This is a genomic window from Georgenia sp. SYP-B2076 (assembly GCF_003991205.1).
In the GTDB taxonomy this organism is placed as follows: domain Bacteria; phylum Actinomycetota; class Actinomycetes; order Actinomycetales; family Actinomycetaceae; genus Georgenia.
In genome coordinates, this window is record NZ_RXOZ01000011.1 from 18,933 (window position 1) to 34,407 (window position 15,475).

Here is a 15,475-nt window from a genome sequence, read left to right on the forward strand (position 1 = left end):
CCAGGTCGACAGCTCAGGCCAGGTCGGGAGCTCAGGCCATGTCGAGGTCCGCGGCGAGGAGGTGCAGGGCCACCCCGGTGCCCATCACGCTCTCGTCGAAGAGCACCTCGGCCGAGTGGTTGAACGCCCGTGACCCGGGGACGTTGGCGCCGAGGTAGACCATGGCCCCCGGCCACCTGTGCAGGAAGTACGCGAAGTCCTCGATCACCATCGACGGCGCCGCCATCTCGCGGACGTGCCCCTGGAGCGGGGAGGCGGCGAGCCGCGCGAGCAGCCGGTCCAGGTAGGGCCCGTCCGAGACGACGGCCGGATAGCCCTCGGTGACGGTGAGCGTGCCGGTGACCCGGGCCCGGTCGGCCGCCGCGGCCGTCACCTGCTCCATCCCCGCGAGGAGCCGTCGTCGTTGTTTGGGGCCGAGCGTGCGGATCGTGCCCCGGACCGAGCCGTCGGTGGGGATCACGTTGACCGAGGCGCCGGAGAGGACCTCCGTCGCGGTGGCGACGACGTGCTCCTTCGCCGCCAGGGTCTCGGTGAGCTGCCGCAGGCCGGTGATGAAGAACGCCGCCGCGTCCACGGGGCTGCCGGTCAGGTCCGGGGCGCTGGCATGGCCACCGGATCCGTGGAAGGCGACCCGGAACCAGTCACCCGTGGCCATGAAGGTGCCGTGCCGGTAGTTGATCGAGTGCGCGGGCTGCACCGCGTTGACGTGGAGCGCGAACGCGGTGGCGTGGTCCGCCGCGCGGAGGTTCGCGTGCCGCAGCGTCGCCACCGCGCCCCGGTCCGCCTCCTCACCGGGCTGGAAGGCAAGGACCACGTCGTGCCGCGGCGGCCGCTGGGTGAGCGTGCGGGCGACCCCGAGGAGCACGGCCATGTGCAGGTCGTGACCGCACGCGTGCATGGCGCCCGGGCGCAGCGAGGCGAAGGGCAGCCCCGTGGCCTCCTCCAGCGGGAGGGCGTCCATGTCCGCGCGCAGCACCCTCGTGGTCCCGGTGCCGCCGTGCCCGGGGACCCGGACGGTCAGGCCCGCCGCGGTGCGGACCTCCGGGTTCAGGCCGAGGAGCCGGAGCTCGGCCTCGAGGTAGGCGTGCGTGTCAGGAAGGACCAGCCCGACCTCCGGATTTTGGTGGAGGTGGCGCCGCCGCCGGACCATCCAGGGGAGCAGGTCCTCGTCGACGGGCGACGGGGTCGGGTCGACGGGCGACGGGGTCGGGGCCATCGGCGCTCCTGGGTGTGTACGTTGGTGATCCTTGCCCACGATAGGCGCGGTCGCGCCCGGGGGCCGCGGTGGGGCGGTCGACGCGGCGGGTCGTGGCAGGGCGGTCGCCGCGGGCGGACGGACAGGCAGGACGAGCGGAAGACGGGACGAGCATGTCGTTGAGGGTGTTGTTCATCGGTGGGTCCGGCGTCATCAGCTCGGCGTGCGCCCACCGCGCCGTCGAGGAGGGCATGGAGGTCTACGTCCTCAACCGGGGCGAGTCCTCGCTCCGCCCCCTCCCGCCAGGTGCGCACGTGCTCCACGCGGACGCGCACGATCCCGCGGCCGTCCGCGCCGCCCTGGGCGACCTGACCTTCGACGTCGTCGCCGACTTCGTCGCGTTCGCGCCCGAGGACGTCCGCGCGGCGGTCGAGCTTTTCACCGGCAAGGTCGGCCAGTACGTCTTCATCAGCTCGGCGTCGGCCTACCAGACGCCGCCCGGCCGGCTGCCCGTGACCGAGTCGATGCCCCTGCGCAACCCCTTCTGGGCGTACTCGCGCGGGAAGATCGCCGGCGAGGACGTCCTCGTCCGGGAGTATCGCGACCACGGGTTCCCGGGGACGATCGTGCGCCCGTCCCACACCTACGACCGGACGAAGGTCCCGCTGCTGGGCGGCTGGACCGCGGTGGACCGGATGCGCCGCGGGCTCGAGGTGGTCGTGCCCGGCGACGGCACGTCCCTGTGGACGCTGACCCACCACACGGACTTCGCCGCGGGCTTCGTGGGGCTGCTGGGCGCCACGGCCGCGATCGGCGAGGCATTCCACATCACCTCCCACGAGGTGCTCACCTGGAACCAGATCTTCACCCTGGTCGCCGACGCCGCGGGCGCCACGCCCCGGCTCGTCCATGTGCCCTCCGATGCCGTCGCCGCCGCGGACGCCGAGCTGGGCGCCTCGCTGCTCGGCGACAAGGCGCACTCGATGGTCTTCGACAACGCCAAGATCCGCGGCATCGTCCCCGGCTTCGCCGCGCACGTCCCCTTCTCGCAGGGGGCCCGCGAGATCACGGCCTGGTACGACGCCGACCCCGCCCGCCGCGTGGTCGACCAGCGCCTCGACCGGCTCTTCGACTCGCTCGTCGAGGCGTACCGCCCCCGGGCGCTCTGACCGGGGTCCCCGCGTCTTCCGAGGCGCTCACGCCCCCGCACGCACCTCCTGCAGCACCCGCCACGCCGTCCGGTCCACGGCCGCGAAGTCGCCGGTGACGGCCCGGAACATGTTGCGCTGCGGACGCGACGGCCCCCGCACGGGCCGGACGTGGTGCTCGTACGTGTTGACCGCCTGCAGGACCGCGTGGGCCGTCCCGCCCCAGGGCTCGACCCGCCGGTCGTGCACGTACAGACCCGCCATCGCCTCGCGCTTCTTCTCCGCGAACCGGGTCGCGCGGGTCCCGAGCCGCTCGCCGCGGGCGTCCTCCATCGGGATCCACGCGTCGAGGAACCGGCTCCACGTGCGGTGGTCGACCTCGATCGCGCAGAGCGCGGCGACCTCCGCGGCGAAGGACTCGGCGGTGGTGTGGACGAGCGAGAGCGCCTCGCGGGCCGACCCGAGCCGGAGCCGCGACCCCCGCGAGTGCCGGATCTTGAGGTCCTGCCCCTCCTCGAGCAGGGCCGCGTTACGGGTGTTGTCGCACACGACGTCGGTGACCGTGCGCTTGTAGGTCGTGGCCAGCGACCCGTCGAGCGTCGTCGTCGCGAGCAGGTTGGGCCGGAACTCCACCCCCTCAGGGGTCGTGACCGACTCCGGCACGCTGATCTCGACCCACGCGATCGCACCGTCCCGCAGGAGCCCGGCCGAGCTGATGGACAACGAGTCGTCGAGGATGTTGCCCAGCGAGGTGAGCAGGTAGTCGGCGTACTGGTGCGGGACGTACGCGTCGGTGAAGACCCCCAGCACGCTGCCGTCGCTGCGGTCGGAACGGACGATGGCCTGGCGGCCCTCGACCCGCTCCCACCTCATGGGCGTGCCGTCGCGGCTCAGGTGCGTCATCGTGCGCTTGTCGGCGGCCCGTTCGATCGCGAACGGCCACGACTCCGCCTGCCAGGCGAACAGGCGCCGCGTGACGTCCGCGACGGGGATCGGCCCGGGGTAGTGGTTGGGCTCCGCGCCCTGGAACTCGGCCCGGTAGTGCCAGGCCGTCCCCCGGTGCGCAGTGTTCCCGATGAGGATCTGGGTGTTGAGCGTCTCTAGGGTCTCTTTGGACATCGGTGTCGCCTCCTTGACGGAAGCAAACCGCCTGCCGCCCACACCGCGCCCCACACCTGGGGACAACCGGGACATGCGGGCGGCCGTGGAGCCGGCGCGACGGCCGGGTACCCTCCCCACCAGGCCCGGAGCACGGGGCCCCGGCCCCGCGGACGGTCCAGCCACGGCGCGCTCCCGGTGCCGGCGGCGTCGCCCCCCAGGTCGGTCGCTCGCTAGGGTGCCCGGACAGGCGAAGGAGGACGGATGACGTCGACGACGGACGTGTGGACCGGTGGGCGGGTCTCCCCGCGCGCGACCTGCGTGCTGTGCCCGAACACGGGGATGATGACCCTCGACGGCACGAACACCTGGGTGCTGCGCGAGCCGGGGGCGGGCGAGGTCGTCGTCGTCGACCCGGGGCCGCCCGACGAGAGCCACCTCGCCGAGGTGCTCGCGACGGCCGGGCAGGACGGCGGGAGGGTCGCGCTGGTCCTGCTCACCCATCACCACGCCGACCACACCGGCTCGGCGGACAGGTTCGCCGAGCTCACCGGGGCGCCCGTCCGCGGCGCCGGCCGGGGGGCGCCCTGGCAGGACGGCGAACGCCTCAGCGTCGGCGGGCTCGACCTCGACGTCCTGGTCACCCCGGGCCACACCCCGGACTCCGTGAGCTTCCTCCTGCCAGCCGACCGTCTGCTGCTCACCGGCGACACCCTGCTGGGCCGCGGCTCCACGATCATCCCGTGGCCGGACGGCGACGTCGGCCGCTATCTCGAGAGCCTGGACCGGCTCGCCGGCCTGGTCCGGGGCGGCCGGGCCCGGCAGGTGGCGCCCGGCCACGGGCCTGTGCTGGCAGACCCGGGCGCCGCGCTGGCCGAGGCCCACGCGCACCGGCTGCGCCGGCTCGAGGAGATCCGCGCGGTCGTGGACACCGGCACCACCCGGCTCGACGACGTCGTCGCGGCCGTGTACGGCCCCGTCGAGGGCCACCGGCTTTGGGCGTCCCGCTCGATCGTCAGGTCGCAGCTGGCGTACCTCGGCGTGGACGTCGGCGAGTAGCCGGTGGCCCCCGCCCGGCCCGCGGCGGCGCCGGTGGTCAACCGCTTCGGCGGCGACGTCGACGTCGATGACACGCCCGCCGACCCCATGGCGCTCGCCCGGTTGTGGGTGGGTGACCTGGTGGGGGAGGAGCGTCCGCTCATGACGCTGTCCACCATCGACGCGGACGGGTTCCCGGACTCGCGGCATGTGATGCTCAGCGACGTCGCGGAGGTGTTCTGCTTCTATACCGACGCCCGCTCCCGCAAGGCCGCCGAGCTGGTGGCCTGCCCCCGGGTGGCGCTGGCCGTGGTGTGGCGCGGCGAGCTCCGCCAGCTGGTCGTGCAGGGCAGCGTGAGCCCCGCGGACGACGAGGCGGCCGCCGGTGCCTTCGGCGCCCAGAGTCGGTACCTTCAGCTCCTCGCGTGGCACAACGACGACGCGCTGGCCGCCCGCCCGGCCGAGCTGCGCCGTCGTTCCTGGGCACGTTTCGACGCGGCGCACCCGGAGGGCACGCTGGCGCCCCCACCGTGGTGGCGCGGCTACCGGGTCACGCCCCACCGCCTCGTCTTCTGGCGGGGCGACGCGCAAGGGCCGAGCAACCGGCTGGGTTATGCGCGCTCGGCTGAGGGCGTCTGGGTCACGGAGAGGCTCGCCGGGTGATCCCGGGGCGTGAGACGTCACATCCTTGCCGTGAGTAAGTGACGTCTCACCGAGGGGACTCTCGCACGCTTAGGGGGCGGGGGTTAGGCGAGCATCTCCCGGACCAGCGGCGCGACCCGGGTGCCGTAGAGCTCGATGCTGGTCATGAGCTTCTCGTGCGGCAGGGTGCCGGTGGAGTACTTCAGGTCGAACCGGGAGAGCCCCAGCACCCGGGCCGCGCCGGCGATCTTGGCGGCCACCGTCTCCGGTGACCCGACGAAGAGCGCGCCGTCCGGGCCGGCGTCGTGCTCGAACTGGCCCCGGCTGACCGGCCCCCACCCGCGCTCGCGGCCGATGCGCTCCTGCATCGCCGCGTGGTGGGGCCACATCTCCTCGCGGGCCTGCTCGTCGGTGGCGGCGACGTAGCCGGGGGAGTGGGCCCCGATGGGCTGGGCCGGCTGGCCGAGCTGGTCGAGGGCCCGGTGGTAGAGGTCCACGAGGGGCGCGAAACGCGCGGGCGCCCCGCCGATGATGGCGAGCATGAGCGGCAGGCCGTGGCGTGCCGCGCGCACCACCGACTGCGGGCTGCCGCCCACCCCGACCCAGGTGCGCAGGGCGCCGGACGCGGTGTACGGGTAGACCTTCTGGTCGTGCAGCGCGGCGCGGGTCTTCCCCGACCAGGTCACCTCGCCCTCGGTCCGCAGCCGCGCGAAGAGGTCGAGCTTCTCCTCGAAGAGCACCTCGTAGTCCTCGAGGTCGTAGCCGAACAGCGGGAACGACTCGATGAAGGACCCGCGCCCGAGGATCACCTCGGCGCGGCCGTCCGAGACGGCGTCCAGGGTCGCGAAGCGCTGGAAGACGCGCACCGGGTCGTCGGAGCTGAGGACGGTGACGGCGGAGCCGAGGTGGATGGTGCGCGTCCGCCCGGCGACCGCGGCCAGGACCACGTCGGGCGCGGAGACGGCGAAGTCGGGCCGGTGGTGCTCGCCGATGCCGATGAAGCTCAGGCCGACCTGGTCGGCCAGCACCGCCTGCTCGACGACGTTGCGGATCACGACCGGGTGGGACAGCGGGAGCCCGTCGGCGTCGACCGTGACGTCGCCGAAGGTGTCAAGCCCGAGCTCAAGAGTGTGTGCCACGTGGGTGCCCTTCGGTTCTTGCGGGTGGGGTGGTGAACTGCTCGAGGGAACCGGCCGCGAGCAAGCGCTATTCCGCCCGGCCGGGCGGCGTGGGCTGGTTCCGGAAACCGCCCCCGGGATAGGGTGACCTGGATACTTGAAACGGCAACCACAGCGGTGGGCTGCCGGACCCTGGGAGACACGTGGCGAACAAGCAGCAGACCAAGGAACGTGCCGCCAGGATCGCGGCGATGCGCGCCGAGCAGCAGCGCAAGGACCGCCGGCGGAAGCTCTGGATCTTCGGGGTCGTGGCGCTCGTCTGCCTGGGCCTGATCGCCGCGGTGGCCGTGCCACTGATCGGCCAGGCCGAGCGCCGCGCCGAGGCCCGGGCGCAGGACGCCGAGATCGCGAAGCTGGCGGAAGGGCCCATCGAGGGCGTGCAGGACTTCCCCGGCCTCACGGCGAACCACGTCACCGGTGCCGTCGACTACCCGATGTCGCCGCCGGTCGGCGGCGACCACAACGCGGTCTGGCAGAACTGCGGCATCTACGACGGGCCGGTGGCGAACGAGAACGCCGTCCACTCGCTCGAGCACGGCGCCGTGTGGATCACCTACTCACCGGACCTGCCCGCCGACCAGCTCGCCCTCCTCAGGGACAAGATCGAGAACCAGAACTATGGGTTGCTCACCCCCTACGAGGGCCTCGAGTCCCCGATCGTCATGAACGCCTGGGGCTCGCAGCTCGCGCTGGAGGACGCCGAGGACCCGCGCGTGGACGTGTTCCTCAAGAAGTACCTCCAGGGCAAGCAGACCCCGGAGCCGGGCGCCGCCTGCTTCGGCGGCACCGGGACGCCGGCCGCCTGAGCGTGAGCACCCAGGAGCACGACGCCGGCAGCCGCGGTAGCACCGCGGGCGCCCGGTACACCGCGGGAACCCCGGGAGCCCCGGGCGCCGCGGGCCCCCGGGCGCCCGGCGCTGCGCGGCCCGTCGTCGTCGCCGCGGCGGTGCTCGCGGCGCTCGCCGCCGCGGTCCTCGGCCTCATCGTCGGCTCACGCCTGGGCGGCGACGGCGACGTGCCCCCGCCCGAGGCGTCGGTCGACGTCGGGTTCGCGCGGGACATGCAGACCCACCACGTCCAGGCGGTGCAGATGTCGTCACTCGTGCGCGACCGCTCCGACGACCCGGCCGTGCGAAGCGTCGCGCTGGACATCATGCTGACCCAGCAGCAGCAGGCGGGGCAGATGTTCGGGTGGCTGGAGCAGTGGGGCTACCCGCAGTCCGACCCGGGCCCGCAGATGGCCTGGATGGCCGACCACTCGAGCCACACCGCCGTCCCGGCCGGCGGCCTCATGCCGGGCATGGCCACCCGGGCCCAGCTGAACCAGCTCGCCGCGTCCTCCGGCACCGACGCCGAACGACGCTTCCTCGAGCTGATGATCACCCACCACGAGGCGGGCGTGACCATGGCCGAGTACGCGGCGGACAACGCCGACGAGGACGTGGTCCGGCATCTCGCCCTGATGATCGTGCGGTCACAGAGCGCCGAGCTGAACGTGCTGCACGACCTGCTCGACGCCCGCGGAGGCCCCACAGCGGGGTAGGCCACTCCGGCGGGGGGCCCCTTGGCACGCCCCGCGCCGAGGAGGACACTGCTCGCAGCCGGCGCATCGCCGGCGCGGCGTCCCTGCGCCGGGACGCGCGTGGCGGGGAGGGAGCGGCCCGATGGCCATCGACCAGCTCCTTCTCGGCCGCCCGGCCCGCCCGGTGATGGCCGGGGCCTGATGGTTACCCGTGCCGCGGCCGCGGCGGGCGGCGTCGGGGTCACCGCCGGCGCCGTGGTCCTCGCCGAGGTGCTGACCCGGCTGGCACGGACCGGCCCGGGCCCGGTCGAGGCGGTGGCCGAGACCTTCATCGACTTCACCCCTGGCTGGCTCAAGGAGCTCGCCATCGACCTGTTCGGCACCCGGGACAAGCTGGCGCTGGGGGTCGGCATCGCCGTCGTCATGCTCGCGCTCGCGGTCGTCGCGGGCCTGGAGGAGCGGCGACGGCGCTGGTCGGGCGCCGGGGTGGTCGTCGTCCTGGGTGTCGTGGCCGCGGCGGCCACCGCCTACCGGCCCGACGGCGGCCTCCTGGCCACCTGGCCCGTGCTCGCGTGCGCCGTCATCGGGGCGCTGGTCCTCGCCGCGGTCCTGGCCCCGCCGGAGCCGCTGGACGCGGCCCGCGCCATGGCCGAGCGCCGCACGCTCGACCGCCGCAGCCTGCTCAAGGGGGCCGGGCTCCTCACGGCGGGCACCCTCGTCGGCGCGGGCGTCGCGCGCGTGACGACGGCGGGCCGCGCCCCGGCCGCCGCGCCCCTGACGCTGCCGGCCCCGGCGGCGACGGCGCCGCCCGTCCCCGCCGGGGCGGACCTGAAGATCCCCGGCGTGGCGCCCTACCGCACGCCCAACGCCGACTTCTACCGGATCGACACCGCCTTCGTCCTCCCCCGGGTGGACGCCGCCACCTGGCAGCTGCGCGTGCACGGGCTGGTGGACCAGGAGGTGGTCCTGAACCTCGACGAGCTCCTGGCCCAGCCGCTCACGCAGGCGTGGGTGACGCTGTGCTGCGTCTCGAACGAGGTGGGCGGGGACCTCGTGAGCAACGCCCTGTGGCTCGGGCTGCCCGTGCGCGACGTGCTCCGCCGCGCCGGCCCGCGGGCCGGCGCCGACATGGTCCTCTCGCGCAGCGTGGACGGCTTCACGGCCTCGACCCCGCTGGCGGTCCTCACGGACGAGCGCAACGCCCTGCTCGCCGTCGGGATGAACGGCACCCAGCTGCCGCCCGAGCACGGCTACCCCGTGCGCCTGGTGGTGCCCGGCCTGTACGGCTACGTCTCCGCCACGAAGTGGGTCAGCGAGCTCAAGGTGACGCGGTTCGCCGACGAGACGGCGTACTGGACCGACCGCGGGTGGTCCGCGCACGGGCCGGTCAAGATCTCCTCGCGCATCGACGTCCCCCGCGGGCGCCGCCAGCTCGCTCCGGGAGACCTCGTCGTCGCCGGCGTGGCGTGGGCGCAGCACACCGGCATCGCGGGCGTGGAGGTCCGGGTCGACGGCGGGGCGTGGCAGTCCGCCGAGCTCGCCGATGAGGTCAGCGTCGACACCTGGCGGCAGTGGGTGTGGCACTGGGCGGCCGACGCGGGGGAGCACGCCCTGGAGGTGCGGGCGACCGGCCGGGACGGGACCGTGCAGACCGGCGAGCGTGCCGGCGTCGTGCCGGACGGCGCCACGGGGTGGCACCGCGTGGACGTCCGGGTCGGGTGAGGGCCCGCCGTCGGAGGGGGCCGCCGGTCCGCCGTCGGAGGGGCCGCGGCCAGGGCCGCCGTCAGGACTGCGTGGTCTCCGACTTCGGGGCGGTGCCGCCCTGCGGCGCCTCCGCCGTCATGACCCTGGTCAGCTCCGCCTGCTGCGCCGCCGACGGCTGCCCCCAGCCCGGCCCGTAGCCGACGATGTCCCGCAGCGGCCGGCCGAACTGGTTGCCGTGGAGGATCTCGATGTCGTCGACGTCGATCAGGCCCGGGTGCAGCACCCCGCACGACTCCGCGACCTTGAGCAGGTCCCGGTTCAGCGTGCGGATGTAGCTGGCCAGGCGCACGGACTTCAGCTCCGGATCGAGCCCGCGGGCCAGCCACGCGTTCTGCGTGGCGACCCCGGTCGGGCAGCGGTCGGTGTGGCAGCGCTGCGCCTGGATGCACCCGATCGCCAGCATCGCCTCGCGGGCGATGTTGACCAGGTCGCACCCGAGGGCGAAGGCGACGATGGCGTTGTCGGCGAGCCCGAGCTTCCCCGCCCCGATGAAGACGATGTCGTCCGTCAGCCCGGCCTCGGCGAAGACGCCGTACACGCGGGGGAAGGCCACCCGGAACGGCAGCGACACCGAGTCGGTGAACGTCAGAGGGGCGGCGCCGGTCCCGCCCTCGCCGCCGTCGATGGTGATGAAGTCGACGCCGCGCGTCCTGTCGGCCATCTGCGCGGCGAGGTCGTGCCAGAACTGCATGTCGCCGACGGCGGACTTGATGCCCACCGGGAGGCCCGTCTCGTCGGCGAGGAGCTCGACCCAGTCGAGCAGGCTGTCGACGTCGTGGAACTCGGCGTGGCGTGACGGGCTGATGCAGTCCTCGCCCTGCCGGATGCCCCGGATCTTGGCGATCTCCGCGGAGACCTTGGCCGCCGGCAGCACCCCGCCGAGCCCGGGCTTGGCGCCCTGGCTCAGCTTGATCTCGATGGCGCGCACCGGCGCGGACGCGACCAGGGCCTTGAGGCGCTCGAGGTCGAACGCGCCGTCCTCGTCCCGGCACCCGAAGTACGCGGTGCCGATCTGGAACACCAGGTCCCCGCCCTGGCGGTGGTACGGCGACAGCCCACCCTCGCCCGTGTTGTGCGTCGCGCCGACCAGGGCCACGCCGGCGTTGATCGCCTGGATGGCCTGCGGGGAGAGGGACCCGAAGCTCATCGCCGAGACGTTGACGATAGATTGCGGCCGGAACGCCTTGGCCCGGCCGCGGGCCCCGCCGAGGACCTTGGCGCAGGGCATGGTCACGTTCTCCCCGGCGGCCGGGTGCGACGGTGGCACGACCGCGGAGAACGTGCGGTGCTTGATGATCGGGTAGCCCTCGGTGTGCTCGACGTCGTTGTCGGTGCCGAAGCCGAAGTAGTTGTTCTCCTTCTTGGAGGACGCGTAGACCCACCGCCGCTGGTCCCGGCTGAACGGCCGCTCCTCGTCGTTGCCGGCGACGACGTACTGCCGCAGCTCGGGGCCGATGGACTCGATCGCGTAGCGGGCGTGTCCGATGATGGGGAAGTTGCGCACGAGCGCGTGCTGGCGCTGCAGCAGGTCCCGCGCGGCGAGGCCGGCGACACCGACGACCGGGATGAGGGCACGAGACCACTTCATGCTCCGAAGTGTGCCCCCGCCCGGCGATTCCCACGACCGGTGGCCGGTCACCGGCCCGTCACCGGCCCGTCACCGGCCGGTCACCGGCTGGTGGAGCGCTGGTACTGCCACGTCGCCAACGGCACGAAGATCAGGAGGATCACCCCCGCCCACAGCACCGTGTACAGCTCAGGGTTCTGCAGGGCCCACGACGTGGGCGCCGGCGCGAGCGGGTTGGGGTCCGCGTTGCCGAACAGGTCCCGGGCAGCCTGGGTGACCGCTGAGACGGGGTTCCACTCGGCGAAGGCCTGCAGGGGACCGGGCAGGGAGGCCAGGGGGACGAACGTGTTGGCGACAAAGGTCAGCGGGAAGATGACGATGAACGCGGCGTTGTTGACCACCTCGGGGGTGGGCACGAGCATCCCGATCCACGCCATCACCCATGAGATCGCGTAGGAGAAGAGCAGGAGCAGGACGAACCCGAGCAGCGCCTCGCCGAGCGAGGTGCGGATCCGCCACCCCACGACGAGCCCCGTCAGCCCCATGACCACGAGGACGAGGACGTTGTTCACGACGTCGGAGAGGGTGCGCCCGACGAGGACCGCCGAGCCCGACATGGGCAGGGACCGGAACCGGTCGATGATGCCCTTCTTGATGTCGTCGGCCAGGCCCGCGCCGGTGATGGTGGCGCCGAAGACCACGGTCTGCGCGAAGATCCCGGCGATGAGGAACTCCCGGTAGCCCGCGCCGCCGCCGGCCTGGTCGATGGCGCCACCGAAGACGTAGGCGAAGAGCAGGACGAACATGATGGGCTGGATCGTGGTGAAGACCAGCAGGTCCGGGACCCGCTTGATCTTGATGAGGTTGCGCTTGGCGACGACGTAGCCGTCGTTGACGGCGCGCAGCACGGTCATCGGGCCCTCTCTCTGGTGTGTGGGCGGTGCCCGTCGGCCGAGGGCGCGGCGGCGCCGTCCTCGGCCGCGTGGCCGGTCAGGGCGAGGAAGACGTCGTCGAGGGTGGGACGGCGGATGCCGATGTCGTCCACGGAGATCCCCGCGTCGTCGAGCTGGTGGAGGGCGTCGACGAGCGGTCCGGTCCCGCCCGACGTCGGCACGACGAGCAGGCGGGTGCGCTCGTCCTCGGTGGTGGCCCCGACCGCGAGGGAGTCGAGCAGCTCGCGCGCCGCGCGGAGCTGGGTGGCGTCGGAGACCACGACCTCCAGCCGCTCGCCGCCCACCTGGGCCTTGAGCTGGTCCGCGGTGCCGCGCGCGATGCTGCGCCCGTGGTCGATGACGACGATCTCGTCGGCGAGCAGGTCCGCTTCCTCGAGGTACTGGGTGGTCAGCAGCACCGTGGTGCCGCCGCCCACCAGAGTCTGGATGACCTCCCACATCTCGGTGCGCGAGCGGGGGTCCAGCCCGGTGGTGGGCTCGTCGAGGAACAGCACGGGCGGGTCGGCCACGAGCGCGCCGGCCAGGTCGAGGCGGCGGCGCATGCCGCCCGAGTAGGTCTTGGCCGGGCGGTCCCCGGCGTCGTCGAGCCGGAACTGGCGCAGCAGCTCCCGCGCGCGCTCGCGGCTGCGCCGTCGGCCCAGGTGGTAGAGCTGGCCGATCATGTCGAGGTTCTCGAAGCCGGTGAGGTACTCGTCGACGGCGGCGTACTGGCCGGAGAGGCCGATGCGCTCGCGGACGGCGCGCGGCTGGGTGAGCACGTCGGCGCCGGCGACCTCGGCGGTCCCGGCGTCGGGGCGCAACAACGTGGTGAGGATCCGGATGCAGGTGGTCTTGCCGGCGCCGTTGGGCCCGAGCAGGCCGAGGACCGTGCCGGCCTCGACCTCGAGGTCGACGTCGTCGAGGGCCACGACGTCCCCGTACCGCTTCGTCAGACCGGTGGCGCGGATCGCGTAGGTCATGGTCGCAGACGCTACGCGAGCCCGGTGACATCAACCAGGAGTTTTCGGGCGCCGCCCGCCGTGCCCCACCCACTGGGGGGTTGTTCGCCATGACCCACCGGCGTGTACTGGGACGAGGCAGCATCTGTGACGACGGTGAGACGGGGCGAGCTGCCATGGCCGAGGTTCCGGGGTGGGCGCTGACCGGCGACTGGTTCGACGTCTGCAGCTGCGACGTCCCGTGCCCGTGCACGTTCGCGCAGCCGCCGAGCCGCAACCGGTGCGAGGGCGTGCTCGCCTGGCACGTGCGCGAGGGGCACTACGGCGACGTCGCCCTGGACGGGCTGAACCTCATCGCCGTGAGTGCGTTCGAGGGCAACATCTGGGCCGGCGCCAAGTGCGCGATGGGGATGTACGTGGACGAGCGCGCGGACGAGGCCCAGCGCGACGCCATGCTGACCATCTTCGGCGGGCGGGCCGGCGGGTGGCCGGCGGGCTTCGCGGAGCTCATCGGGGACATGCGGGGCCTGGAGTACGCGTCCGTGCGCGTCGAGGTCGCCGAGGACCTGTCACGCTGGCGGGCGGAGGTGCCCGGCCACGTCACCGCGGAGGCCGAGGCGCTCACCGGACCCACGGCGGCGCCGGGCGCGCGTGTCCAGCTGTTCAACGCGCCCGGCGCCGAGGTCGGCCCCGGCGGGCCCGCGACGTGGGGCGTGGGGACCGCGGCCCGGGTGGACGCGCCGGCCTTCTCCTTCGCGTTCGAGTGGGGCGGTCGCTCGAGCAAGCACTTCCCGTTCCGCTGGAGCGGACCGGACGCGTGAGCGACGCTCCGCTGCCGGCGACGGGCGCAACGTCGGTCCGGGGCGACCCGCTGGCGACGCTGTCCCGGCGGATCGTCGTCGTGGTCGCGTGCTGGCTGGTGGCCTGCGCGGCGCTCGCCTGGCTGCTGGTGGCTCGCCAGTCCGGCGCGATGGACGGCATGGTCAGCGGCCTCGCGCAGGTGGGTACCGCAATGCCCATGCCCGTCGCGGCACCGCTCTTCCTGGCCATGTGGGTCGGGATGATGGTCGCGATGATGTTCCCGACCGTGGTCCCGCTCGTAGCGGCGCACCGCATGGTGGTGCGCCGCCGCGGGGAGGGCGTCGTGCCGACCCTGGCGCTCGTGGCCGGCTACCTGCTCGTCTGGGCGGTGGCGGGGCTGGTGCCGCTGGCCGCGCTCGTGGCCTTCCGGGCGATCGCGGTCCCTGCGGAGGGGGCGACCTGGCTGCCCCTCGTGGCGGGTGCGACGCTGATCGTCGCCGGTCTCTACCAGTTCAGCCGGTGGAAGACGATCTGCCTGGGCGCCTGCCGGAGCCCGTTCGCGTTCCTCGTCCAGCACGACTTCGGTGGCGGCACGCGCGCCGCGCTCCGGGCCGGCGTCGCGCAGGGCGCCTACTGCCTGGGGTGCTGCTGGGCCCTGATGGCGGTGCTGCTCGTCGTCGGCCTGATGAACCTCGTGTGGATGGCCGGGCTGGCGCTGGTCTTCCTCGCCGAGAAGGTCTGGCGGCGCGGCTGGGCCCTGCCCCGCGTGGTCGGGACCGCCCTCGTCGTCATCGGGCTCGCCGTGATGGCCTACCCGCCGCTGCTCCACCTCATCGCGGGCGTCGCCGAGGGGGGCATGAGCCCGGCGATGTAGCCCCGCCCGGGCGCCGGCGTCCGCCCGGGCTATGGTGGGCGCGGCTGCTGACGAAGGGACGCCGAATGACGGATCTGGGGTCACAGGAGCGCGGCTCCGCGGTGCGGGCACCGGGCGGTGCGGAGGAGGTCGTGCTGCTCGACGACCACGGCCGGCCCGTCGGCACGGCCGACAAGGCGGCCGTCCACACCGCCGCCACGCCCCTGCACCTGGCGTTCTCCTGCCACGTCTTCGACTCCGCCGGGCGCGTCCTCGTCACCCGGCGGGCCCTGACCAAGCTGACCTGGCCGGGCGTGTGGACCAACTCCTTCTGCGGGCACCCGGCACCGGGCGAGGCCAGCGAGGACGCCGTCCGGCGCCGGGGCCGCTTCGAGCTCCGCATCGACGTGGGCGAGCCGGCGGTCGTGCTGCCGGACTTCCGGTACCGCGCGGTCGACGCCTCCGGCATCGTGGAGAACGAGGTGTGCCCGGTCTACACGGCCTGGTTCGACGGCGACCCGGCGCCCGGCGCCGACGAGGTGGCCGAGCACCGGTGGGTCGCGCCCGCCGACCTGCTGGCCGCGGTGACGGCCGCGCCGTGGGCGTTCAGCCCGTGGCTCGTGCTCCAGCTCGCCGACCCGCGGCTGGCCCAGCTCTTCACGGCCGGGCGCTGAGCGGCCGCCGCGTCCCGGGTGCGGGAGCGCGGCGGCCTCTCGTCATGCCGTGCCGGCGGTTCCGTGCCGCGCAGGTCGGCGCGCAAGCGCGGACCTGCGCGGCA

At 73.8% G+C, this 15,475-nt stretch carries 15 protein-coding genes; 9 read left to right on the top strand and 6 right to left on the bottom strand.

Annotated elements, in window-relative coordinates; translation table 11 throughout:
- Window positions 1-31: 31 nt before the first annotated feature.
- Window positions 32-1,216, bottom strand: a complete 1,185-nt coding sequence (locus EJK16_RS04965) for a M20 family metallopeptidase (protein ID WP_127126961.1) — start codon at window positions 1,214-1,216, stop codon at window positions 32-34.
- 152 nt (window positions 1,217-1,368) lie between these two features.
- Between EJK16_RS04965 and EJK16_RS04970 the strand changes: the two genes are divergently transcribed.
- On the top strand, window positions 1,369-2,364 hold the full coding sequence (locus tag EJK16_RS04970; protein WP_127126963.1) for an NAD-dependent epimerase/dehydratase family protein: 996 nt from the start codon (window positions 1,369-1,371) through the stop codon (window positions 2,362-2,364).
- A gap of 27 nt (window positions 2,365-2,391) precedes the next feature.
- On the opposite strand, the gene EJK16_RS04975 is transcribed toward EJK16_RS04970, so the two are convergent.
- Window positions 2,392-3,462 carry a DUF932 domain-containing protein gene (locus EJK16_RS04975; protein ID WP_127126965.1) on the bottom strand — a complete coding sequence of 357 codons (1,071 nt, stop codon included), beginning with the start codon at window positions 3,460-3,462 and terminating at the stop codon, window positions 2,392-2,394.
- A gap of 243 nt (window positions 3,463-3,705) precedes the next feature.
- Here EJK16_RS04975 and EJK16_RS04980 point away from each other — a divergent pair, with 243 nt between their 5' ends.
- Together EJK16_RS04980 and EJK16_RS04985 are read left to right on the top strand one after the other, a co-directional pair.
- On the top strand, window positions 3,706-4,500 hold the full coding sequence (locus tag EJK16_RS04980; RefSeq protein WP_127126967.1) for an MBL fold metallo-hydrolase: 795 nt from the start codon (window positions 3,706-3,708) through the stop codon (window positions 4,498-4,500).
- A gap of 3 nt (window positions 4,501-4,503) precedes the next feature.
- On the top strand, window positions 4,504-5,142 hold the full coding sequence (locus EJK16_RS04985; RefSeq protein ID WP_127126970.1) for a pyridoxal 5'-phosphate synthase: 639 nt from the start codon (window positions 4,504-4,506) through the stop codon (window positions 5,140-5,142).
- Between the two features lie 83 nt (window positions 5,143-5,225).
- On the opposite strand, the gene EJK16_RS04990 is transcribed toward EJK16_RS04985, so the two are convergent.
- Window positions 5,226-6,260, bottom strand: coding sequence for an LLM class flavin-dependent oxidoreductase (locus EJK16_RS04990; RefSeq protein ID WP_127126972.1), 1,035 nt, complete (start codon window positions 6,258-6,260; stop codon window positions 5,226-5,228).
- A 182-nt stretch (window positions 6,261-6,442) separates the two neighbouring features.
- Here EJK16_RS04990 and EJK16_RS04995 point away from each other — a divergent pair, with 182 nt between their 5' ends.
- From EJK16_RS04995 to EJK16_RS05005, 3 genes are all read left to right on the top strand, one after another.
- Window positions 6,443-7,105: a DUF3105 domain-containing protein gene (locus EJK16_RS04995; RefSeq protein ID WP_240645785.1), complete on the top strand. Its 663-nt coding sequence runs from the start codon at window positions 6,443-6,445 to the stop codon at window positions 7,103-7,105.
- Between the two features lie 2 nt (window positions 7,106-7,107).
- Window positions 7,108-7,842, top strand: coding sequence for a DUF305 domain-containing protein (locus EJK16_RS05000; RefSeq protein WP_240645786.1), 735 nt, complete (start codon window positions 7,108-7,110; stop codon window positions 7,840-7,842).
- A 180-nt stretch (window positions 7,843-8,022) separates the two neighbouring features.
- Complete coding sequence (locus EJK16_RS05005) at window positions 8,023-9,543, top strand: molybdopterin-dependent oxidoreductase (protein WP_127126974.1); 1,521 nt, start codon at window positions 8,023-8,025, stop codon at window positions 9,541-9,543.
- A gap of 61 nt (window positions 9,544-9,604) precedes the next feature.
- On the opposite strand, the gene EJK16_RS05010 is transcribed toward EJK16_RS05005, so the two are convergent.
- From EJK16_RS05010 to EJK16_RS05020, 3 genes are all read right to left on the bottom strand, one after another.
- A complete protein-coding gene (locus EJK16_RS05010) occupies window positions 9,605-11,173 on the bottom strand; it encodes an FMN-binding glutamate synthase family protein (protein ID WP_127126976.1) in 1,569 nt (522 codons plus the stop codon).
- Window positions 11,174-11,253: 80 nt separating this feature from the next.
- Window positions 11,254-12,066, bottom strand: a complete 813-nt coding sequence (locus tag EJK16_RS05015) for an ABC transporter permease (RefSeq protein ID WP_127126978.1) — start codon at window positions 12,064-12,066, stop codon at window positions 11,254-11,256.
- Window positions 12,063-13,064 (bottom strand): ATP-binding cassette domain-containing protein, encoded by a 1,002-nt coding sequence (locus EJK16_RS05020; RefSeq protein WP_127126980.1) that lies wholly within the window; start codon window positions 13,062-13,064, stop codon window positions 12,063-12,065. Before EJK16_RS05020 ends, EJK16_RS05015 begins: the two co-directional genes overlap by 4 nt.
- A 155-nt stretch (window positions 13,065-13,219) precedes the next feature.
- Between EJK16_RS05020 and EJK16_RS05025 the strand changes: the two genes are divergently transcribed.
- From EJK16_RS05025 to idi, 3 genes are all read left to right on the top strand, one after another.
- Entirely contained in the window at window positions 13,220-13,864 is a 645-nt protein-coding gene (locus tag EJK16_RS05025; protein WP_127126982.1) for a DUF1326 domain-containing protein, read from the top strand.
- Window positions 13,861-14,718 (top strand): DUF2182 domain-containing protein, encoded by an 858-nt coding sequence (locus EJK16_RS05030; protein WP_127126984.1) that lies wholly within the window; start codon window positions 13,861-13,863, stop codon window positions 14,716-14,718. The genes EJK16_RS05025 and EJK16_RS05030 overlap by 4 nt, the downstream gene beginning before the upstream one ends.
- Before the next feature lie 65 nt (window positions 14,719-14,783).
- Entirely contained in the window at window positions 14,784-15,371 is a 588-nt protein-coding gene (gene idi, locus EJK16_RS05035; protein ID WP_127126986.1) for an isopentenyl-diphosphate Delta-isomerase, read from the top strand.
- Window positions 15,372-15,475 lie beyond the last annotated feature (104 nt).